Origin of the sequence: Streptomyces tibetensis (genome assembly GCF_007655005.1) — a bacterium.
In the GTDB taxonomy this organism is placed as follows: Bacteria; Actinomycetota; Actinomycetes; order Streptomycetales; family Streptomycetaceae; genus Streptomyces; species Streptomyces tibetensis.
This window is the reverse complement of record NZ_SZVW01000008.1, coordinates 261,073-280,498: the sequence shown is the minus strand read 5'-3', so window position 1 is coordinate 280,498 and position 19,426 is coordinate 261,073. Positions and strand designations below refer to the sequence as shown.

Here is a 19,426-nt window from a genome sequence, read left to right as displayed (position 1 = left end):
GCAGGACCCATCGGGCGACGGCGGGCTCGCCGCCGGCATGAGCCCTGCAGGGGTGGGCTGCCACCCAACCGGTTCCCGGTGTGGCAGGGGGGAAGGCCGGCTGTGCCACGGTGAGCCTCCTCTCGCCGAGCAGCGCCCGGACAGCCCAGCCTCGTAGAACGGCGGCCCGGACAGGCACGGAGCCGACACCGGCCGGCTCGATGCCTCCCGCCACGCACCCGGCGGGAGGGGCGTACCCGGCGGAAGGCTGACGGTGCCCCGGCGGGACTCCCCTCCGCGCACCGCCCCGGACAACCCGACGCCGACGAACACCCCGGACACGCCGGCGTCATCGAACACGCCGGACAGCCCGACCTCGTCGGACAGCGCCCCGGTCACGTCCACCGGCCGCTGCCCGCCTGTGCGGCACCGGTGAGCTGCCGTGCCAGGGCCGCTCGGCGGACCTTGCCGGTGCCTGTGCGGGGCACCTCGTCCCAGGTGAGGACGGCCGGGTCGCGCAGCGCCGGCAGGCCGTGCGTGGCCTGCTTCCAGGCATCCGGGTCCAGGCGGCCGTCAGCGGTGACCACGACGGGCAGCGGATCGCCGTCAGGGGCGCCGAGAACCACGCATTCCAGGACCTGCGGCAGCCGCTGCTCCAGTACGTCCTCGGTCCGCAGGCAGCTCATACCGGGCAGGGTGTCGGCGGCGCGGTCCAGGATGCTGACGCTGCCGTCACGGTGGTGGACGCCCATGTCGCCGGTGGACCACCAGTCGCCGACGCGTTTGGCGTCCCAGCGGTCCTCTTCGCCGACGTAGCCCAGGGCGAGGGCAGGGGTGCGGACGAGGAGCAGGCCGGGTCGGCCGCGTGGCACCGGGCGCAGCGTGTCCGGGTCCACCGCGCGCAGCCGGGTCCGGCCCGGCACGGGCCGGCCGAGCCGGCGCGCCATGGTCTCCGCGTCCGGTGCGAGCGCGGAGCGCCGCGTGTGGAAGCGGAAGGTCAGCGGTCCGGTCTCGGTCTGGCCCCAGCCCTGCATCCACAGCGGGCGGGCGCGGCGGCTGGCGGTCAGATACGCGCGCAGGGCGGGCGGGTGCACGGCGTCGTAGGTACTGATGTACAAGCGGACGTTCCGGAAGGGGTTGTCCAGCCGGCTGGCGAGCGGACGCAGCCGGATGTAGGAGGCGGGCAGGGCCTCGACGACGGTGGGTGGGTGGGCCCGCAGCAGCGGGTCGGCGGCCTCCGGGTCGTCGCCGGTGAGGATCACGATCCCGGCGGGCGCAAGCGACACCACCACGGCCGTCCAGCAGAAGGTGCGTCCGTGTCCGTACGCGCTGGCGTTGGCCAGGACGTCATCCGGGCGGATGCCGATCCCTGGATAGCGCACCGCTTCGAAGCGGGCCAGCTTGTGCACGAGTGTCCGCGTGGAGTGGACCACCAGCTTGGGGACGCCGGTCGTCCCCGAGGTGTGATGGATGACCAGCGGTTCGTCGTCGTGGCGCCGCACCGGTACGCCGCAACGGGACGCGTCCAGCGCGGCCAGGTGGACCGCGCCGGGCACCGCGGAGTCGACGGTGACGAGGATCCGGGCCGGTTCGCCGGCGGCGGTGTCCCGGCAGCGGGCCAGCACCGCGGAGGTGGTGACCAGCGCGGCAGGGCGCAGCCGCTCCAGCAGGGTGACGAGATCCGCGATGTCGAGCCGGGCGGACAGCAGCGCGGGTACGGCGCCGAGGCGGACCGTGGCGCAGGCGAGCAGGTCGTAGTCCCAGTGGTTGTCCTTCACGATCGCCACGCGGTCCCCGGGCCTGACCCCGGCGTCGGCGAGGCGGGCCGCGGTGGCGCGGACCAGGTGGGCGAGTTCGGTGACGGTCCACCGGGTGCCGGCCCTCGGCGCGATGTCGAGGGGCCGGTCCAGGTGCACAACAGTCCGGGCGCCGCCTGCCGCCGCCTCGTCGAACAGGGTGCCCATGTCATGCGGTCGCACGGATTTCCTCCGTTCGGTCGAGGCCGGCCGGAGTGTTCCGTCCGAGCCTGCTCAGGACGCGGGACGCGGCCAGCGCGCCCGCCCGGACGGCTCCTTCGGAGGCGGGCCGCAGCATGAGCCAGTCGCCGGCGTACTCCACGGCGCGCGCCGGCCGGGACAGGAAGCCGGCGCGTTCCCGCAGTGCCTGGGGGGTGGCTTCCGGCAGGCCGTGGCGGAAGGCGTGCACGAGACGGTGGCGGCAGGCGCCGCCGATGCCCGGGACGTAGCGTTCCGCCGCGCGGACGAGGACGTCGGCGGCCTCGTCAGGAGGGGCGTCCAGCAGCTCGGGGACCCGGCGCGGACCGGCCACGAGGGTGACCAGGCCCCGGCCGGCGGGGGCCCGGCCGGGGTCCTTGGCGTGGTCGACGACGACACCGGAGAGCACGTCCTCCTCGGCGGCCGGGGTGAGCAGGATGTGCACCGGATGCCGGGCGGCCGGGGCGAGGGGGCGGTCCAGAAGGCAACTGATCTTCATCATGCGCGTGAAGGTGCAGGAGGTGAGGAACGGCTGCTCGTCCGCGGGGGCGTCCGGGCGGAGCGCCGCCGCGACGGGAGCCGGTACGGCGAGCACGGCGGCCCGCGCGGTGACCTGCCCGTCGTCGAACCGCAGTACGGCGTGCGAGCCGGCGTCGGTGACCTCGCGTACGGCCCGGCCGGTGACGACATCGGTGCCGGCGGCGAGCCGGCGGGCCAGGAAGTCCATGCCGTCGCGATAGGTGCGCCAGGAGGCGGTGGAACCGGCCTCCAGCAGCAGGCTGACCATGGGGGCGGCCGTGGACCGGGCGGTGTCCCAGCCGAAGAAGCAGCCGGCGACCGGCTGGAAGAGGTAGTCGTGCAGGTCGCGGTGGTAGCGGGCGGCCACCTCCCGCACGGTGGCGGCGCCCAGCGGACTGTGCTCGGGCCGGTCGCCGTCGAATCCGGCGCGGCGGCGTCCGGTCCAGGCGGTGAAGGCGGCCAGGTCGAGCCGCGCCCGGGGGGACAGGCCCGCTCCGGTGACCACGGCCGTGCTCTCGCCGACGCCCAGGTGGGCGCGTCCGTCGCGCCAGACTGCCACCGCGCCGCCGACCCGGGGCACGTCCGCGGGTGTGACCCGCAGCCGGCGCAGCAGCTCCCAGGTCGCCCGGTAACCGCGGGACGGGACCTGCTCGGCGCCGGTGTCCACCGTCCAGCCCTCCTGGCGGATGCTGCGCATCCGGCCGCCGACGTCCGGCAGTTGCTCGTACACCCGGACGGCCAGCCCGGCGCGGCGCAGTTCGTGGGCGGCGGTCAGGCCGGCGATGCCCGCGCCGACGACGGCGACGTCGAGCTCGGGCTTCATCGGGCGGCTCCCGTTGCGACGACGACGTTGGCGACGGTCATCAGCACCACGCTCAGCCGGTGCACCGTGAAGCCCGTCCGGCGGGCGGTCATGATGTCTCCGCGGACGAACCCGGTCAGGTACTGGCGGGCCCGCAGCGCGGTCGCCGGCAGCATCAGCAGCGCGAACCACCAGGGGGCCGCCCCGGTGGCCGAGGCGACCGCGCCGATGAGGAACTCTGCGACGGACAGGGCTGCGATGAAGACGGCGTTGCCCCGCTCGGAGACCAGGGCGGCCACGGTCGGACGGCCCACGGCCCGGTCGCCGGCCACGTCGTTGGTGTTGGAGTAGACGCCGAACATCAGCGGCCCGAACCCGAACAGCACCGCCTGCACCATCAGGAAACCGGAGAAGCCCCCCGTCACCAGGCCGTAGGGAACGATCACCAGTACGGCGCCGAGGGCGACCAGGAACACCTCCTGGAAGCCGTGATAACTGATCTTGAGGCCGTACGAGTACTGCAACGACACCGCGAACAGCGCTCCCGCCGTCACCAGGGCCCAGAGCGGGCGGTGCGGCGCGAGGGCGGCGGCGCCCGCCCACAGCACCGCCCCGGCCGCAGCGCAGGCCCAGGCGAAGCGCAGCGCCTGGGGCACCGTCAGCGCCCCGGCGACCAGAGGTTTGCGTGCCTTGCTGCGCAGCGGGTTGTCGGGGCCGTAGTTGGCGAGGTCGCTGCCGTCCCGGAAGCCGGTGACGTCGTCCAGGGCGACCATCGCCATGAGGACCGCGACTTCGCCGACCAGGAACAGCGCCAGCACCAAGGCCTGCCGGGCGGTGAAGGCGCCGACCGGGAACAGCGCGGCGGTCAGGGCGAGGAAGATGCCGAGGTAGTAGTCGTACACGTCCAGCTTGCCGAGCCGCGCGTAGGCGCGCAGTCGGCTGTTGCCGTGGAGGGTGGTGGCCGGACGGCCGGCCGCGATGCTGTCCGTCATGGGTGACCTCTTGTGGGGGGTGTCTGCGTCCGAAGGGGGTGCCGCTCGCCCGGGCAGCGCGGTGTCCGGGCGGGCGGCCGCGCGTCAGTGGTGTCCGGGCGGGCGGCCGCGCGTCAGTGGTGTCCGGGCGGGCGGCCGCGCGTCAGTGGTGCTCGGTGGCGAAGGCGCACACGAGGTCGGCGACGTGCTGGACCTGTGCGTCGGTCAGCAGGTGGTGCACCGGCAGGGCGAGATGGCGGCGGGCGGCCTGTTCGGCGCGCGGCCAGCGGGCGCCGGGCGACACGTAGGGAGCGAAGGCACGGTGGGCGGGCAGGGGCTGCGGATAGTAGACGTGCGTGGCCACCCCCCACTCGGCCAGGTGGGCGCCGAGGGCCTCCCGGTCGTCGGCGAGGACCGTGTACACGTAGAAGCACCGGCCGTCCCGGTCGTGCGGCGGTGGTACCACACCGTGGCCGGCCAGCGGCGTGAAGCGCTCGGTGTAGTACGCGGCGATCTCCGCCCGCCGCGCCAGCCGCGCCGGGAAGCCGGCGTAGCGGTGCGTCTGGAAGGCGGCCTGGATCTCGTCGAAGCGGCTGTTGAGTCCGACGGCGTGGTGGACGAACCGGCGCCCGGCGTGCTGGCCGTGGTTGCGCAGCATCCGCACCTTCTCGCCCAGTGCCGGGTCCCGGGTGACGACCACGCCGCCCTCGCCGGGCATGCCGCAGGTCTTGACCTGCACGAAGGAGTAAAGCCCCGCCTCGCCCCACAGCCCGGCCGGGACGCCCCGCAGCACACCGCCCTGGGCGACCGCCGAGTCCTCCAGCAGGCGCAGTCCGTGCCGCCGGGCAAGTTCGGCGAAGCGTGGCATGTCGGCCATGACGGAGAACATGTGGGCCGGCATCACCGCCTTGGTCCGCTCGGTGACGAGCCGCTCCGCCTCGTCCGGGTCCATGGTCATGGTGTCCGGCCGGATGTCGGCGAAGACCGGTGTGGCCCCGACGTCGACCACCGAGGCGGCCAGGGGCGCGCAGCCGAACGCGGGCACGATCACCTCGTCGCCCGGACCGACGTCCATGGCCCGCAGCACCAGCGAGAGCGCCGAGGTGCCGCTGGAGCAGGCGACCACGTCGGCGGCCTCCAGGTCCTCGCGCAGCAGGTCCTCGAAGGCGGCGGTGCGCCTGCCCAGGATGAACCGCTGCTCCGGGTCGAGGCCCACCTCGCGGACCAGCCCGATCAGTGCGGGGCGGTCGGCTTCGAAGAGGGCGGGAGGGAAGAACGGGACGGCGGGAGGGATCGACGCGGTCATGCGGTCGTCCTCGTTCCGGCGAGGAAGGAGCGGATGGTGTCGCAGACGCGGTCCAGGTCGCCTGGCCCCAGGTCGGGGTGGAAGGGCAGGGCCACGGCGTGCCGGGCCGCCGCCTCGGCACGGGGGAACTCGCCCTGCCGGTGACCCAGGTGCGCGAAGGCGGGCTGGTGGGGCAGGGGCACCGGGTAGTAGACCTCGGTGCCGATGCCGTTCCGGTCGAGGTGGTCGACCAGGGCGTCCCGGTGCTGGGTCTCGATCAGGTAGACGTAGTACACGTCGCGGTCGTCCGGTTTCCCGGCGGTGGTCCGCGGCGGCTTCCCGGCGGTGGTCCGCGGCGGCTTCCTGACGGTGGTCCGCGGCAGGCGGACGATCCCCGGTGTGTCCCGCAGGCGGGCGGTGTAGGCGTCCGCCAGTTCGGCCCGGCGCGCGATGTGCTCCTCCAGGAGAGACAGCTTGGCCAGCAGGACGGCCGCCTGGATGTCGTCCATCTTGCTGTTCGCGCCGGGCAGGGCGCTCTCGGTGGAGATGGCCGGGAAGTTGTTCAGCGTGCGGCCCGTCCTGCCGTGGTGGCGCAGGGCCGCGACGGTGGCCGCCACCTCCGGGTCGTCGGTGAGCACGGCTCCCGCGTCACCGAGCGCGCCGAGCGTCTTGGAGGGGAAGAAGGACAGGACGCCGCCGACCCCGTGCAGACCCGCGTGCGCTCCGTGCCGGCGCATGCCGATCGCCTCGGCGCTGTCCTCGACGACCGTCAGGCCGTGCTGCCGGGCGACGGCGGTGACGGCCGTCATGTCGGCCATCGTGTGGAACAGGTGCACCGGCATCACGAACCGGCTCCGCGCAGTGACGGCCGCCTCCAGCGCCGCCGGGTCCATCGCGTACGTCTCCGGGTCGATGTCGACGAACTGCGGTGTCCCGCCCGCCAGTACGACGGCCGAGGCGGTGGCGAAGAACGAGTACGCCGGCACCAGGACACCGTCGCCGGGACGGACTCCGCAGGCGCGCAGCAGCAACACCAGCGCGTCGGTGCCGCTGTTGACGCCGATCACATGCCGGGCGCCGGTGTAGTCCGCGAGCGCCGACTCGAGCTGCCCGACCTGTTTCCCGTGGGAGAACTTGCCGCTGTGGAAAACCTCGTCCAACGCCGCTTCGATGGAAGGCCACAGCCGTTCGAAAGTCGCAGCTTGAGAGAAGAAGGGAATTCGATCTGGCGTTCCCGGCGCAGTCGATAACACGCCTCCGGAGCGCGCCGGAATTCGTCCACTGGAAGGCAATCTCTCACCCGTCTCCGTCGTGTCTGCGGAATGCCCACGCTAATCGGATTTCCGGTCGACGGAGAAAGGAAAGGATCATCTTCACACGTTCTGGGTAATCGCGTTCCGGACGTCTTGACCGTTTCCGCATGGGGTCGCAACAGTGGTGCGGCGCACCGGAGTTGTGCGGTGAGCAGCGAAATGAGCGCGCTCCTTTCCTTCCGTTTCCTCTCAGGAGGCCCTGTGCTGCAGCCCCTCGTGGTCGGGCTCGGCCGGTCCGGATCAGGACTGCATCTGAACACGCTCGTCCGGTTGGCCCGGCGGACCGCGGCCTCGGGTGATCCGCTCGTCGCCCTGCCCGCGGTCGGCTGCGACCCGCGTGCCGGCGGTCTGCGCCCCCTGGGCATGTCCGGCGAGGTCACGGCCGTCACCACGCTGGAACAGGCCCTGCAACGCGTCGACCCCGCCACCGCGGTGGTCCACCTGTGCACACCGCCCCGGCTGCGCCACGACCTCCTCGCGGAACTGGCCGGACACGGCTTCCGCCGGATGATCGTGGAGAAACCCCTCGCCGCATCGGCGGACGAACTCGAGAGCCTGATCCGGCTGCGCCAGGAGGCCGGCCTCGATCTCGTGACCGTCGCCCATTGGACCACCTCCCGGCTCGCCGGCCGGTTGCGCCGGCTGGTGGGCGGCGGACGGCTCGGCTCCCTGCGCCGTATCACAGTCGACCAGCACAAGCCCCGTTTCCTGCGGTCCCTGGCGACCGACGGGCATCCGTCCGCCCTGGACGTGGAGATTCCCCACTCCCTGGCGCTCGCGCTCGATCTGGCCGGTCCGGCCGAACTCCTCGCCGCGCGCTGCTGGGACCTGCGCTGCGAGGACCGCGGCCTGCCCCGCCTGGGCGGCGCGCACGTCGAACTGGAGCACCGTTCGGGGGTGGTGACGCTGCTGCGCTCCGACCTCGGCGCACCCGTCCGGCAACGCAGCGTCGTCTGCGAGTTCGAGGGCGGGACGGCCACGGCCCACTTCCCGCTCAGCGAGGACGACGACCACGCGCAGTTGGTCATCGCCCCCTTCGACGGTGGTACGGCGGCCCCGCCGGCCGGAGTCCTCGACGCGGACGACGGCGACCACGCGCAGCTCGTCGTCGCCCCCTTCGACGGCGGCAGGGCGCTCCCGTCGGTCGGAGCCCTCGACGCGGGCGGAGTGCCCGGGGTCGGACACCACGTCTTCCGGGACGACGCCCTGACCGACTTCCTGGACGGCGCCTACCGCGGCTTCGCCTCCAAAGCGGCAGGCGTCGGGAACTTCCCGCTCGCCTGCGCGACCGCCCGGCTGCTGTGCGCGGCCCGGGAGCACTGCACCGTCACACCGCGCGCCCGTGCCGGGAGCCGCTGACATGTCCCGGAACAGCGCCACCGAGCCCCGCGTCCAGGGGTTCGGGCCGTTCGCCGGCATCGGCGACGAGGCGGCGCCCGGCACCGACGGGCAGGTGGCCGCCCTGCGGCGCCTGGGCTGGAACGCCGTCGAACTACGCACGGTCGACGGCACGGCCCTCGCCGACCTCTCCCCGGCCGCCTTCGGCGCGCTGGCCCGGCGGCTCGCCGAGGCCGGCGTCACCGTGACCGCCGTCGCCTCCCGGATCGGCAACTGGTCCCGTCCCATCACCGGCGGCTTCGGCCAGGACCTCGCCGAACTCGACATCCTGGCCGAGCGCTGCGCCACCCTCGGCTGCCGTCTGGTGCGGATCATGTCGTACCCCAACGACGGTCTGACGCAGACCGAGTGGGCCGATCGCGTCCTGGCCCGCACGGCCGTCCTTGCGGACCGCGCCGAGCGCGCGGGCCTGGTGCTGGTGCACGAGAACTGCGCGGGATGGGCGGGGGACCGGGCCGACCGCGCGCTGCGACTGCTGCGCGCCGTGGACAACCCGGCATTGCGGCTGCTGTTCGACACCGGAAACGGCGTCCCGTACGGCTACCGCGCCCCGGAGATGCTGCGCGACCTCGCCCCTTACGTCGCCCACGTCCATATCAAGGACGCCGTCCGCACACCGGACGGCGGCACCGCCTACACCCTGCCCGGCGAGGGTGAGGCCGGGGTGGTGGAATGCCTGGAGTTGCTGGCCGCCCACGGCTACACCGGAGCGCTGTCCCTCGAACCCCATCTCGCGGTGCGCCCCCACGAGGGGCTGGTCCGCGCCGGTGAGGACGCCGCCGACCTGTTCGTCCGGGCAGGAAAGGCCCTCGCTGGGCTGCTGGGCGCCGCACAGCCGGTCACCGGCCCGCTGGACGGCCCGTTGTGAGCGCCCTGTTCACCGATCGGCACCGGGACGTGCTTCTGGACCTTCTGCGCCTGCCGAGCGTCAACCCCCTGGAGGCCGGCCCGGGCGATCCACCGTCCCGGCTGCCCGAGATCCTCCAGCGGTACGCGACGGCCGCCGCCGAAGCGGGATTGCGCACCGTCCGCCTCGCCAGTCCGCCCGCCGCCTGCCTGGACCGTCCCGGCGTACCGTCCACGGTCCGCACCGCCGCCCGCGATCCGCGCTTCCTCGCGGACCAGCCCAGCCTGCTGCTGCGGCTGGGGCCCGAGCGTTCCCGAGCGCACACAGTGATGTTCAACGTCCACCTGGACACCGTCGCCGGACACACCCCGCCCGCCTTCGACGGCGTGCGGTTCACCGGCCGGGGCGCGGTCGACGCCAAGGGACCCGCCGTGGCCCTGCTCGCCGGGCTGCGGGCCGCCGCGTCCCACCCCGCCGTCGGACGGGACGTCACCGTCCTGCTCCAGGCCGTGGCCGGGGAGGAGGGCGGCGCCCTGGGCACCTACGGCACCCGCCCGCTGCTGGAGGCCGGGCACCACGGCCGCCTCAACGTGTTCTGCGAGCCGACCGGCCTGCGCGCGCTGCCCCGGGCCACCGCGGCGATGACCGCGCGGATCACCGTCGCGGGCGAGGACGCGGTGGACGACCACCCGGACGCCGGACACAACGCCACCGTACTGCTGGGATTCCTGGCCCAGCACCTCGCCGCCCGCCTGGACAGCGCCGTACCCGGTACGCGGGTGTGCGTCGCGGGGCTGCACACCGGCCGCACGCACAACCGTGTCCACGGCACCGGCACCCTGCTGATGAACCTGTCGTACCGCCGCACCTCCGACGGCGACCACCTGAAGACCGAGGTCACCCGGCACGTCGCGGAAGGTCTGCGCCGCTTCACCGAACTCTTCGCTCCCACAAGGGAGTTCGCCCACACGGCGCGGGACGCGGAGCGGATCACCCGGCTCGGCTGGGACAAGCGGGGCCTGCCCGCGCTGGACGACTGCGACCCGTGGGCCGAGGAACTCCTGGCCCGCGCCGGAGCCCGGCCGGCGGCCGACGACCCCGGGTTCACCTGCGACGCCATCTGGGCAGCCGGCCTGGACGGCGCCTTCACCACCGTGCTCGGACCCGGCTGTCTCGCCGCGAACCGCGCCCACGCGCCCGGTGAGTTCGTCGACCTCGCCGACCTGGAGGAGTTCGCCGGCCTGGTCCGCCGACTCGTCACGTCCTTCGCGGAAGCAGTGCCGACGGCGTCAGCGCACCGACCTCCGTAAAGCACCACATGCAGAAGCGAACGACCTACGAAACAACTGCCCCACCCCGTAAGGAATCCCGTATGACGGCACCCACCGCCCCACGAGCGGCGGTCGAGCCCCCACCCGCCCTCGTCGACCACGCGGAGCTGCATGCCTCGCTCACCAACCTGTTCACCGGCCACGGCATCCCCGACGCGCGGGCCCGGCTCGCCGCGGACGCGCTGTGCCACGGCGACCTGACCGGGCTCGACTCGCACGGCGTGTTCAACCTCACCCGGCTCTACCTGCCGTTGCTGGAGTCCGGCGGCTGCGACCCCCGCGCCGAACCACGGGCCCTCACCGACCTGGGCGCCTGCGCGGTCTTCGACGCCCGCCGCGCCCTGGGACTGTGGGCCGCGGCCGAGGCCATGGACGACGCCGTGGCACGGGCCGGCCGGCACGGGGTCGGGCTGGTGTCGGTGCGCGGCGCGACCCACTTCGGGTGCGCCGGCTTCCACGCGGTGCGTGCCGCGCACGCCGGGATGATCGGCGTGGTCGCGAGCAACTGCGGCGGCCAGCGCATCGCACGACCCCCGGGCGGCGCGGTGGCGATGCTCGGCACCAACCCGCTGAGCGTCGCCGCGCCGGCCCTCGACGGACACCCGTTCCTGCTGGACATGAGCACCACCGTCGCGCCCACCGGACGGGTCCGCGTCGCCGCCCGCCGCGGCACCCCGGTGCCCGTCGGCTGGCTGGAGGACGTGGCGGGCGACCCGGTGACCGACCCGTCCGCCTTCGACCGCGGCGAGGCCTTCCTGCGCTGGCTGGGCGGCACGGCCGAGACCGGCGTCCACAAGGGCTACGGGCTCGGCATCGCCGTGGAACTGCTGGCCGCCGTGGTGTCCGGCGCGGCCGTGGGACCCGCGCCCGCCGCACTGAAAGGGGACGGCCGGCCGCACGGCAGCGACGACGACATCGGCTTCTTCCTCCTCGCGATCGCCCCGGAGGTGCTGCGACCCGGCGCGGACGTGGCCGCCGCGACCCGGTCCCTGTTCGGTGCGCTCGCCGACTGCCCGCCGGTGCCCGGCGGCGAGCCGGTGCGCTACCCGGGCTGGCGGGAGGCGGAACTCGCCGCCGAGCGTCGCCGCCACGGCATCCCCCTGCCCCCGCATCTCCACGCGGAGCTGACCACCCTCGGTCTCCTCGGCGGTCCCCGGAGCCCGCGATGACCCGGCCCCTGCGACTCGGCGTCGTCGGTCTCGGTGGCATCTCCCCCTACTATCTGGCCGCCGCGGAACGGCTGCCCGAGTGGCAGCTGACCGCCGTGTGCGACGCCCGGGCCGAAACTCTGGAGCAGTTCCCCGGCCGGGCGGCACGCTTCAGTGACCACCGCGCGCTGCTGGACCGGGCGCGACCGGACGCCCTCGTCGTGGCCGTGCCCAACGACGTTCACCTGCCCCTGTGCCGGGACGCCCTGGCCGCCGGCGTGCCGGTCTGCGTCGAGAAGCCCCTCGCCCTGACCGCGGCCGAGGGGTCCGTGCTGGTGGATCTGGCGCGGCACCGCGGGGTCCCACTGATGACGGCGTTCCACCGCCGCTACAACGCCGCCGTCCGCGCACTGGCTCGCCGGACGTCGGGCCGGGAGATCCGTGCCGTCCGGGTGCGCTATCTGGAACGCATCGAGGAGCATCTCGGCGGCGAGGACTGGTACCTGGACGCGGCCCGCTGCGGCGGCGGCTGCGTGGCCGACAACGGTCCCAACGCCCTCGACCTGGTGCGGCTGCTGCTCGGTGACCTGACCGTCACCGGCTGCGAGATCCACCGCGACGGCTCCGGCGTCGACCGTCAGGCGACGATCCGCCTGCGTGGCCGTACGGGAACCACGGCCTCGGTCAAGCTGGACTGGTCGTACCCGGGGGAACGCAAGGACCTCGAGGTGGAGCTGACCGGCGGAGAGGTGCTGCACGCCGACATGCTGGCCGGACACGCCGGCTTCAAGGCGTCGCTGTGGCACGAGTACGAGGCGATCCTCACCGAGTTCGCCGCGCTCGTCCGCACCGGCGCCCCGGCCGGCCCAGGGGCACACAGCGGCCTGGCCGCGCTGGAACTGGTGGAGGCGGCCTATCGCTGTGCCCGGCCCGCACCGAAGGCGACGGCGACGGAGGCGAGCCGGTGAATCCGGCGGAGGACGGCCCGAAGCGCGTCGTGAGCGCATCACTGGTCAAGGTGCTCGTGCACCACCGCACGGACCGCGGCATGCGGCTGGAGGAGCACGCGGCACGGTGCGTACGCCGGGGCGAGGTGCACGAACTGGTCACCACCGACCAGTGGGATCCGCGCTCCGGCGCCCGGATCGACCGGGTGGGTTTCCTGGGCTTCGCCGAGCTGTTGTGCGGCGGTGTGATCGACCGGGGTGACCTGGTGCGGATCGGGGACACGACAGTCGGCACGGTGCTCGGCTTCGACGCCTGTCACCTTCCGAACCACTACAACATCCTGATCCACGCGGCGCGTCCGGTCAGCGGCCGGGACCTGGGCCTGCGGCCGGAGACCGTCGTCACGTTCGTCCATGGCCGGGCCGGGGACCATGGCACGGTCCCCGCACCGCCCGGCGCCTGACAATCCCACGCCGAAGCGGTCTCCGGCAGGGCACCCCCAGACGCGGGTTCAGCGAGGGCATCACGCGAGACGGTTCCGGACAGCGCTTGCGCTGAAGGGGACGGGTACCCCTGCTCCAGACAGCGCCACCGCACCGCAGACGGGCATGAGCAGACGGCCCTCCGCGAACAAACGGTCGCGCGCAGTCCTCGGCCGCCGTGCGGTGACGCAGGAAGGTGATGACGACCACCACGGCGCAGGCGGCCGGCATAGCGAGGGGATGGCGCCGGCCCGCTGAACGGGCGGCGCCATCCGGTGGCTCCGGAACCCGGGTGGTCGCCCACCCGGGTCAGAGCTGCCGCTCCGGCAGGTCAGCCGAGCAGCTCGACCTCCAGCCGGCCGAAGTGGAAGTCACGGACGGTCTGCAGCAGTTCGTCCTCGGACAGCCTTCCGTCGCCGTTCCTGTCCACCTTCTGGAAGATTTCCCCAGCCTGGGAGACCGGCACGCCGACGGCGGACAGCCAGGCCTGGAACTCACGGGCGTCGATCTCGCCGTCGTGATTGTCGTCGCACAGGCGGACCAGCGCCTTCACGATGGGAGAGAGCGCGCGGTTGAAGCTCGCCTCACCCTCCTTGAACAGCAACTCCCCCGTTGCCTCGAGGAACTGCTCCCGGCTGATGGCGCCACCGGCCGGGACGCCGGCCTTCTGGGCCAGGTGCTCGTACAGCCCCTGGAAGGCGCTGCGGAGCTCCCGCACTTCCGGGGACTCGGCGCTCTTGCCGAGGTTCTGGGCGATCCGCGCGGCCTCGCCCTGGAAGTCGCTCGCCTCCAGGACGCCGTTGCCGTCGGTGTCCCACTTCTCGAAGCGCTTCACCAGGCGGTCGTTGGCGACAGCTGTGCTCATGTGTCTCTCCTTGTCTCGGACGGAGTCCGATGGTGTCGAGTGGTGGGTGGTGTCGAGTGGTGGGTGGTGTCGGATGGATGACGGACCGCGGCACCTGGGCAGGGCCGCGACCGCGCAGGGCGATACCGCTGCGCGGGCTCTGGAGCCGGCGACGGCCGGCAGGAGGAGACGCCGGCTGAGGCCGGCGTGAGGAGGCACCGGCTGAGGCCGGCGCGCGGGGATCAGAGAAGGGTGACCCGACTGCCCACGGCCTTGCCGCGGGTGTCGAGCAGGGCGCAGCGGGCCTGGCCCAGTGCTTCCCTCGCGTAACAGGCGTGGTCCTGCAACAGGATCGCCACATCGGCCTGGGCCATGGCTTCCTGGAGGTTCTCGGCGCGTGACAATGACCGGCCGCCGACAGTGAATTCGGCTATGTACGGGTCGTGGTAGTACACCTCGGCACCGGCGGCGAGCAGTCCAGCCGCCACCGGGTACGCCGGTGTCTCCCGGACGTCGGCCACATCCGCTTTGTAGGTGACTCCGAGCAGCAGGGCTCGTGCGCCCTCAGGGCGGCCCCGGACCTCGGTGAGCAGGGCCAGCGCTCGGTCCACGACATGGTTCGGCATACGGCCGAGGACCTCGTGCGCGGCTGCCAGCGTACGGAAGGCGAAGCCCTGGGATTCGGCCCGCGCGGCGAGATAGCGGGGGTCGACGGGAACGCAGTGCCCGCCGACGCCGGGTCCGGGCCTGAACGGTGCGAAGCCGAACGGCTTCGACGCGGCGCAGTGCAGCACGTCCCAGATGTCGATGCCGGTCTCGTGGCAAAACAGTGCCACTTCGTCGACCAGGGCCATGTTGACGTACCGATAGGTGTTTTCGAGGAGTTTGGCCATCTCCGCCTCCCGCGTACCGCGGGCGACGACGAGATGGTCCACTAATCGGGCGTAGAACGCGACGGCGTACTTGGCACACAGAGCGCTGCAACCGCTCACGACCTTCGGTGTGTTGCGGATGGTCCACGTCTCGTTGCCGGGGTCGATGCGTTGCGGCGAGTACGCCAGGTGGAAGTCCTCGCCCGCCCGCAGCCCGCTGCCGTGCTCCAGCAGCGGCCGCACGACGTCTTCAGTGGTGCCGGGATAGCTGGTGGACTCCAGGACGACGAGCATGTTGGGGCGCAGTCGGGCGGCGACGGCCCGGGTCGCGTCCTCGACCGCGGACAGGTCGGGCAAGCCCTCCGGTGTGAGGCCGGTCGGCACACAGATCACCACGGTCTGCGCGCCGTCCAGGACCTCCGGGTCGGTCGTGGCGTGAAAGCCCGCGTCCAGCATGACCGCGACCTCGGCGTCGAGGACGCCGCCGACGTGGGAGCGGCCTGCGGCGAGTCCGGACACCACCGTGCCGGACACGTCGTACCCGACGGTCGCCAGACCGGCCGAGACCGCGGCTCTGGACAGCGGCAGCCCGACATGCCCCAGTCCGATGACGACGAGATCGGCGGCCATGTGCGTACGTTCTCCTGTGTGGGGGGGAGGAACGGGAACAGGGGTGGCTCAGGCGGAGAAACTGCCGCTGCCGGGCGCCACATGCGAGCCGTATCCCGGCTGCACGGTGAGGCCGGGGGTCAGACAGAACGGGTCGGCGTAGATGGTGACCGGACGATCGGTGTGGTTCGTCAGCACATGCGCGTCGGGCGGAAGCTTCTGGCACCCGTGCGGATCGGGATAAGCAGTCAGCGGCGTCAATTCCGTACCGAACACCACGACGTCGCCCTGCTCCGCCGCTGCAGCAGTGCCGGTGGCGGCACTTGCCGCGAGCAGCGCACCGGCGGCGGCGAGCATGAAGACACGGGTGCAGCGCATGAATTGGTCCTTTCGGCAGCGTGTTGTCGAATTGATTCTTTTCGGGAGATGCACTCGCTAAGCACGAGCCCACCCTGATGCGCCCGTATCAGGGACGCCGTCAAATCAAGTTGACGCATCGGTCGGTGATCCGCGCCCCGTCGGTTTCGGACGCGCACGGGGCCGGGCACGGGTTCACCGTCGCGGCGAAAAACCGGTTCCGGCTCAGGCGATCACTCGTCAACTGCCGCAGTGGCCACCCGGGGAAGGATGTGCCGCCGGCGGCAGCATTGCCGGTGAACGCGGGTCCGCCGAAATGGCTTTCCTCGGTGCGGCAGCGCTCGCCGGTGTCCACGTCTGCGTAGCGGGCGGAGGGCCGGCAAGCGGAGACTCTACTGCGACGCCCGTTGACCTCGTGCTGACCTCTTGCTGACCAGGACGCGGCGATCACGACTCTGATCTGCGGAAACACCCAAACGCTGGATCTTGGACTTGACCATGGTGCGCAGCATGTTGAACTCCTGAAAGACGGCTCCCTGCCGCCTTCTGCAGGTCAGGGGCGGGCCACGTTGTACATCGGCCTGCCTTCGACTCGAAGACCTTCAGAAAAAAATGTGCGCTGCTGTGACCAGGCTTCCCGCCTGCGCATTTCTGCGCCAGTCAGGCGTCTTGTGGACCTGCTCCAGGCTGCCGGCGCGGCGGCCGCTGTCCTGGAAGTGCACCTCCTTGAACGCTTCAGCCGCGATCCGCTACCCCGGGCGTCACTTGTACAGCACGTCATTGTGGGTATGCATGACTCATGCATGAGGAATGTCATACGGCGAATCTTCTGGGGGCGGCCGCGCTTGCCCTCAGCGACGTGGTGGTCGCCGAGGCGACACGGGCAGTCGGCACCAGTTCGAGCGGAGCCGCCGCGCTGGTGGTGTTGTCCACACATCCCGGCTTGAGCGTCACCGAATTGGGCCGGCGGGTAGGACTGAGCCAGTCCGCTGCGGCCCGCATGGTCGATGGCCTGGAAAAACAGGGACTGGTACGCAAAGAAGCCAGCTGGGGAGCGTGGGTCAGCCTCCAGCTCAGCGATGGGGGCGCCCAGGCAGCCCGCACTCTCCTCGCCTGCCGGAGCGACGTACTGCGACAGGCGCTGAACCGCCTCGACGACGGAGAGCGGGAGCAGCTCGGCCAGTTGCTGAGCAAAGTTCTGACGGATTTGTACCGGCAGGCTGGTGACGCCGAACGCATCTGCCGGCTGTGCGACCGGCGTGCCTGCGTCCGGAACGGTGCGACCTGCCCGGTGGGCCAGGCGGACCGTGACCACCGGGCAAGCCACGAGAGCGACCATGGGTGAACTGCTCGCTCTGCTGTCCGCTCTGTGTTTCGGCATCACGCACTTCGTCAACGGCCTGGTCTCACGCAGACGCAACGGGCTGACCGTCGCACTCCACGCCCAAGTGGGCGGCACCGTACTCGGGCTGCTCCTGGCCCTGGTTCTGGACGGTGGAACCGCCTCACTCGCAGACTACGGCTGGGGTGCGCTGTCGGGGGTGGGGACAGGAGTCGGGGTCGCCTTCCTGTACCGGGCGATGTCGCAGGGGGCGATGAGCGTGGTCGTCCCGGTCAGCGATGTCGGAGCCGTGGCCCTACCGGTCCTGGTCGGAGTATGCCTGCTCGGAGAGCGCCCGGCCCTGCCTGCATGGGTGGGGATCGCCGCCGTCCTGCCGGCGCTTTGGCTGGTCTCGCAGGACTCTTCGAGTCTCGGCGACAAGCAGCGCGGAACGCCGGCCGCAGGGGTCCCCAGTGCCTTGATCGCCGGCGTCGGGTTCGGGGTGCAGTTCCTCGCCATGGCGCAGGTGGGCATGGACAGCGACTTGTGGCCGGTGGTGCTGAGCCGGGTGGTCTCGGTCGTAGTCATCGCCGCAGTCCTGGGGTCCTACAGTGCCCCCTGGAGGCCGGCGGGCGAGCCATGGGCGGCAACGGTGGCGGCCGGCGCCCTGGGCACACTTGCGATCGTGCTGTATCTGGAAGCCACTGGACAACAGCTCATGGCTGTCGCCACCGTGCTCTCCGCCCTCTACCCCGCCATTCCCGTCCTCCTCGCCCTGGTGATGCTGAAGGAGCGCCTGAACCGCGGACAGGCGGTCGGTCTCGTCTTCACGGCACTTGCGATCGGGCTCATCGCGCTGCGCTGAACCCGCCGGCCCGCTGCCGCCAAGGGCCGGCGGGCGCGTTCGGACGTCTCGCCGCTGAGAACCTTCACGAAGGCGTTCGGCCGCTTCCGGAAGTCGAACAAGCGCTCATGGGGCTCTCGTTCCGGAAAATGTGCGGCCCAGGTCCGTTGTCGCAGACAATCTTGCGGTGATCCATTGACCGGGACCAAGACACCCGGATAGAAAGATCACGACCTGGATCGCGATCGCGAGTCCGGTCCATACAGCTGCGCCCGGGGGATTTCGCTTTGCCGCACACCGATGTACTTCGTCCTGCCCGTGTCCTCGTGGTCGAACCCGCCTCCTCCGGAGGCGCCACCCTGATCGGTGTCGCGGCCGAGATGGGACTGCGGGTCGTCGTCGCCACCGCCGACTCCGGCGACCGCCGGCTCTCCGACGCCGTGCGCGCGGCGGCCGACTCGGTGCTGACGGTGGAGACCAACGACCAGGCCGCCCTCGAAGCGGCCGTGCTCGAACTGCACCGGGCCGAGCCGTTCGAGGCGGTGCTGCCGGGCTCCGACATCTATGTGACGGCGACCGCGCGCGTCGCCGCGGCACTGGACCTGCCCGGCCTGCCCGTGGCGACCGTCGACCGGGTCCGGGACAAGAGCGTCATGCGGGCCGCCGTGGCGGAGGCCGGGCTGCGCACCCCGCGCTTCGCCCAGGCGACCACCGACGCCGAACTGCGCGCCGCGGCCGAACGGGTCGGCTTCCCCTGCGTGCTGAAGCCGGTCGCCTGCTCCGGCAGCATCCACGTCAGCCGCGCCGACGACCTCGACCAGCTCACTGCCGCGTTCCAGCGGCTCGTGACCGACCCGGAGCCCGACATGGGCAAGCTGCACGAGCACCGGGTGCTCGTCGAAGAGTACGTCCAGGGCCCCGAGTTCAGCGCCGACGGCTATGTCCTGGAGAGCGGCGAGATCACCGTCGTCGCCCTCAGCCGCACGCTGCTCGGCCCCGAGCCCGACTTCGTGGAGCTGGGCCACCTCACCCCGGCGCTCGTCGACGACGCCACCCTGAAGAGCGTCGAGGCGTACGTCGGCGACGTCGTCCGCGCCGTCGGCATCACCGGCGGTCCCTTCCACTGCGAACTGCGCCTGGCCGCCGACGGTCCGGTGCTCATCGAGATCGGGGCCCGGCTGCCGGGCGACCGGATCGTGGAGCTGCTGCGGCTCGTGACCGGCGTCAGCCTGCCCAGGGTGGCCGTCGCCACCGCGCTCGGCATCGGCCTGGAGGCGGCCGGCGCCTTCGCGCGGCCGCAGGCCGAGAGCGCCGGCATCCGCTTCTTCTCCGCCGCCGGCCGCTCCTCGTACCGGGAGCTCACCGGGTGGCCGGAGCTGGAGGCACTGCCGGAAGTCACCGAGACCGCGGTGTACTTCGCGCCGGGCGAGACCATTCCGGGCGTCGAGGACTGCCGCTCGCGCCTCGGCCATGCCCTGTTCACCGCCGACTCGCCGCAGGGCGCCCTGGACCGCTGGCGGGCGCTCGGCGATCTCGTCGTCCCGGCCTGACCCGGCGGTTCC

The 19,426-nt window shown here is 72.4% G+C and carries 18 protein-coding genes; 9 read left to right on the top strand and 9 right to left on the bottom strand.

Annotated elements, in window-relative coordinates; all coding sequences use genetic code 11:
* Nucleotides 1-374: 374 nt before the first annotated feature.
* The 5 genes from FDO69_RS16225 to FDO69_RS16205 all read right to left on the bottom strand — a co-directional run bounded on the left by FDO69_RS16225 (nucleotide 375) and on the right by FDO69_RS16205 (nucleotide 6,710).
* Nucleotides 375-1,958 carry a class I adenylate-forming enzyme family protein gene (locus FDO69_RS16225; RefSeq protein ID WP_234387956.1) on the bottom strand — a complete coding sequence of 528 codons (1,584 nt, stop codon included), beginning with the start codon at nucleotides 1,956-1,958 and terminating at the stop codon, nucleotides 375-377.
* Nucleotides 1,945-3,315, bottom strand: a complete 1,371-nt coding sequence (locus FDO69_RS16220; protein ID WP_104780525.1) for an FAD-dependent oxidoreductase — start codon at nucleotides 3,313-3,315, stop codon at nucleotides 1,945-1,947. Before FDO69_RS16220 ends, FDO69_RS16225 begins: the two co-directional genes overlap by 14 nt.
* The gene (locus FDO69_RS16215) at nucleotides 3,312-4,286 is read right to left on the bottom strand and encodes a UbiA family prenyltransferase (RefSeq protein ID WP_104780524.1); all 975 of its coding nucleotides are present in this window, start codon (nucleotides 4,284-4,286) and stop codon (nucleotides 3,312-3,314) included. The genes FDO69_RS16220 and FDO69_RS16215 overlap by 4 nt, the downstream gene beginning before the upstream one ends.
* A gap of 142 nt (nucleotides 4,287-4,428) precedes the next feature.
* Nucleotides 4,429-5,571: a DegT/DnrJ/EryC1/StrS family aminotransferase gene (locus FDO69_RS16210; protein ID WP_104780523.1), complete on the bottom strand. Its 1,143-nt coding sequence runs from the start codon at nucleotides 5,569-5,571 to the stop codon at nucleotides 4,429-4,431.
* Nucleotides 5,568-6,710, bottom strand: coding sequence for a DegT/DnrJ/EryC1/StrS family aminotransferase (locus FDO69_RS16205; RefSeq protein WP_234387955.1), 1,143 nt, complete (start codon nucleotides 6,708-6,710; stop codon nucleotides 5,568-5,570). The genes FDO69_RS16210 and FDO69_RS16205 overlap by 4 nt, the downstream gene beginning before the upstream one ends.
* 354 nt (nucleotides 6,711-7,064) lie before the next feature.
* Between FDO69_RS16205 and FDO69_RS16200 the strand changes: the two genes are divergently transcribed.
* From FDO69_RS16200 to FDO69_RS16175, 6 genes are all read left to right on the top strand, one after another.
* The gene (locus FDO69_RS16200) at nucleotides 7,065-8,222 is read left to right on the top strand and encodes a Gfo/Idh/MocA family oxidoreductase (RefSeq protein WP_159030618.1); all 1,158 of its coding nucleotides are present in this window, start codon (nucleotides 7,065-7,067) and stop codon (nucleotides 8,220-8,222) included.
* Nucleotide 8,223: 1 nt separating this feature from the next.
* Entirely contained in the window at nucleotides 8,224-9,129 is a 906-nt protein-coding gene (locus FDO69_RS16195) for a sugar phosphate isomerase/epimerase family protein (RefSeq protein WP_104780521.1), read from the top strand.
* Entirely contained in the window at nucleotides 9,126-10,418 is a 1,293-nt protein-coding gene (locus tag FDO69_RS16190) for a M20/M25/M40 family metallo-hydrolase (protein ID WP_104780520.1), read from the top strand. The genes FDO69_RS16195 and FDO69_RS16190 overlap by 4 nt, the downstream gene beginning before the upstream one ends.
* A 62-nt stretch (nucleotides 10,419-10,480) precedes the next feature.
* Entirely contained in the window at nucleotides 10,481-11,608 is a 1,128-nt protein-coding gene (locus FDO69_RS16185; protein WP_104780519.1) for an Ldh family oxidoreductase, read from the top strand.
* Entirely contained in the window at nucleotides 11,605-12,555 is a 951-nt protein-coding gene (locus FDO69_RS16180) for a Gfo/Idh/MocA family protein (RefSeq protein WP_104780518.1), read from the top strand. Before FDO69_RS16185 ends, FDO69_RS16180 begins: the two co-directional genes overlap by 4 nt.
* Before the next feature lie 29 nt (nucleotides 12,556-12,584).
* A complete protein-coding gene (locus FDO69_RS16175) occupies nucleotides 12,585-12,998 on the top strand; it encodes a DUF6917 domain-containing protein (protein WP_234387954.1) in 414 nt (137 codons plus the stop codon).
* 350 nt (nucleotides 12,999-13,348) lie between these two features.
* On the opposite strand, the gene FDO69_RS16165 is transcribed toward FDO69_RS16175, so the two are convergent.
* The 4 genes from FDO69_RS16165 to FDO69_RS16150 all read right to left on the bottom strand — a co-directional run bounded on the left by FDO69_RS16165 (nucleotide 13,349) and on the right by FDO69_RS16150 (nucleotide 16,054).
* Nucleotides 13,349-13,882 (bottom strand): EF-hand domain-containing protein, encoded by a 534-nt coding sequence (locus FDO69_RS16165; RefSeq protein WP_104780515.1) that lies wholly within the window; start codon nucleotides 13,880-13,882, stop codon nucleotides 13,349-13,351.
* A 221-nt stretch (nucleotides 13,883-14,103) separates the two neighbouring features.
* On the bottom strand, nucleotides 14,104-15,363 hold the full coding sequence (locus tag FDO69_RS16160) for a nucleotide sugar dehydrogenase (protein WP_104780514.1): 1,260 nt from the start codon (nucleotides 15,361-15,363) through the stop codon (nucleotides 14,104-14,106).
* A gap of 48 nt (nucleotides 15,364-15,411) precedes the next feature.
* Nucleotides 15,412-15,720 (bottom strand): hypothetical protein, encoded by a 309-nt coding sequence (locus FDO69_RS16155; RefSeq protein ID WP_104780513.1) that lies wholly within the window; start codon nucleotides 15,718-15,720, stop codon nucleotides 15,412-15,414.
* A 100-nt stretch (nucleotides 15,721-15,820) separates the two neighbouring features.
* On the bottom strand, nucleotides 15,821-16,054 hold the full coding sequence (locus tag FDO69_RS16150) for a hypothetical protein (protein ID WP_138430104.1): 234 nt from the start codon (nucleotides 16,052-16,054) through the stop codon (nucleotides 15,821-15,823).
* Nucleotides 16,055-16,498: 444 nt separating this feature from the next.
* On the opposite strand from FDO69_RS16150, the gene FDO69_RS16140 reads away from it, so the two are divergent.
* The 3 genes from FDO69_RS16140 (at nucleotide 16,499) to FDO69_RS16130 (ending at nucleotide 19,414) form a co-directional block, all read left to right on the top strand.
* On the top strand, nucleotides 16,499-17,044 hold the full coding sequence (locus FDO69_RS16140; protein ID WP_104780512.1) for a MarR family winged helix-turn-helix transcriptional regulator: 546 nt from the start codon (nucleotides 16,499-16,501) through the stop codon (nucleotides 17,042-17,044).
* Entirely contained in the window at nucleotides 17,037-17,885 is an 849-nt protein-coding gene (locus tag FDO69_RS16135) for an EamA family transporter (protein WP_104780511.1), read from the top strand. Before FDO69_RS16140 ends, FDO69_RS16135 begins: the two co-directional genes overlap by 8 nt.
* 305 nt (nucleotides 17,886-18,190) lie before the next feature.
* Nucleotides 18,191-19,414 carry an ATP-grasp domain-containing protein gene (locus FDO69_RS16130; protein ID WP_104780510.1) on the top strand — a complete coding sequence of 408 codons (1,224 nt, stop codon included), beginning with the start codon at nucleotides 18,191-18,193 and terminating at the stop codon, nucleotides 19,412-19,414.
* Nucleotides 19,415-19,426: the final 12 nt, after the last annotated feature.

Excerpts from the sequence above, each read along its gene's own strand:
- FDO69_RS16220 (WP_104780525.1), bottom strand. The coding sequence starts at position 3,315 with ATGAAGCCCGAGCTCGACGTCGCCGTCGTCGGCGCGGGCATCGCCGGC.
- FDO69_RS16215 (WP_104780524.1), bottom strand. The coding sequence starts at position 4,286 with ATGACGGACAGCATCGCGGCCGGCCGTCCGGCCACCACCCTCCACGGC.
- FDO69_RS16210 (WP_104780523.1), bottom strand. The coding sequence starts at position 5,571 with ATGACCGCGTCGATCCCTCCCGCCGTCCCGTTCTTCCCTCCCGCCCTC.
- FDO69_RS16195 (WP_104780521.1), top strand. The coding sequence starts at position 8,224 with ATGTCCCGGAACAGCGCCACCGAGCCCCGCGTCCAGGGGTTCGGGCCG.
- FDO69_RS16185 (WP_104780519.1), top strand. The coding sequence starts at position 10,481 with ATGACGGCACCCACCGCCCCACGAGCGGCGGTCGAGCCCCCACCCGCC.
- FDO69_RS16180 (WP_104780518.1), top strand. The coding sequence starts at position 11,605 with ATGACCCGGCCCCTGCGACTCGGCGTCGTCGGTCTCGGTGGCATCTCC.
- FDO69_RS16165 (WP_104780515.1), bottom strand. The coding sequence starts at position 13,882 with ATGAGCACAGCTGTCGCCAACGACCGCCTGGTGAAGCGCTTCGAGAAG.
- FDO69_RS16160 (WP_104780514.1), bottom strand. The coding sequence starts at position 15,363 with ATGGCCGCCGATCTCGTCGTCATCGGACTGGGGCATGTCGGGCTGCCG.
- FDO69_RS16155 (WP_104780513.1), bottom strand. The coding sequence starts at position 15,720 with ATGCGCTGCACCCGTGTCTTCATGCTCGCCGCCGCCGGTGCGCTGCTC.
- FDO69_RS16140 (WP_104780512.1), top strand. The coding sequence starts at position 16,499 with ATGCATGAGGAATGTCATACGGCGAATCTTCTGGGGGCGGCCGCGCTT.
- FDO69_RS16135 (WP_104780511.1), top strand. The coding sequence starts at position 17,037 with ATGGGTGAACTGCTCGCTCTGCTGTCCGCTCTGTGTTTCGGCATCACG.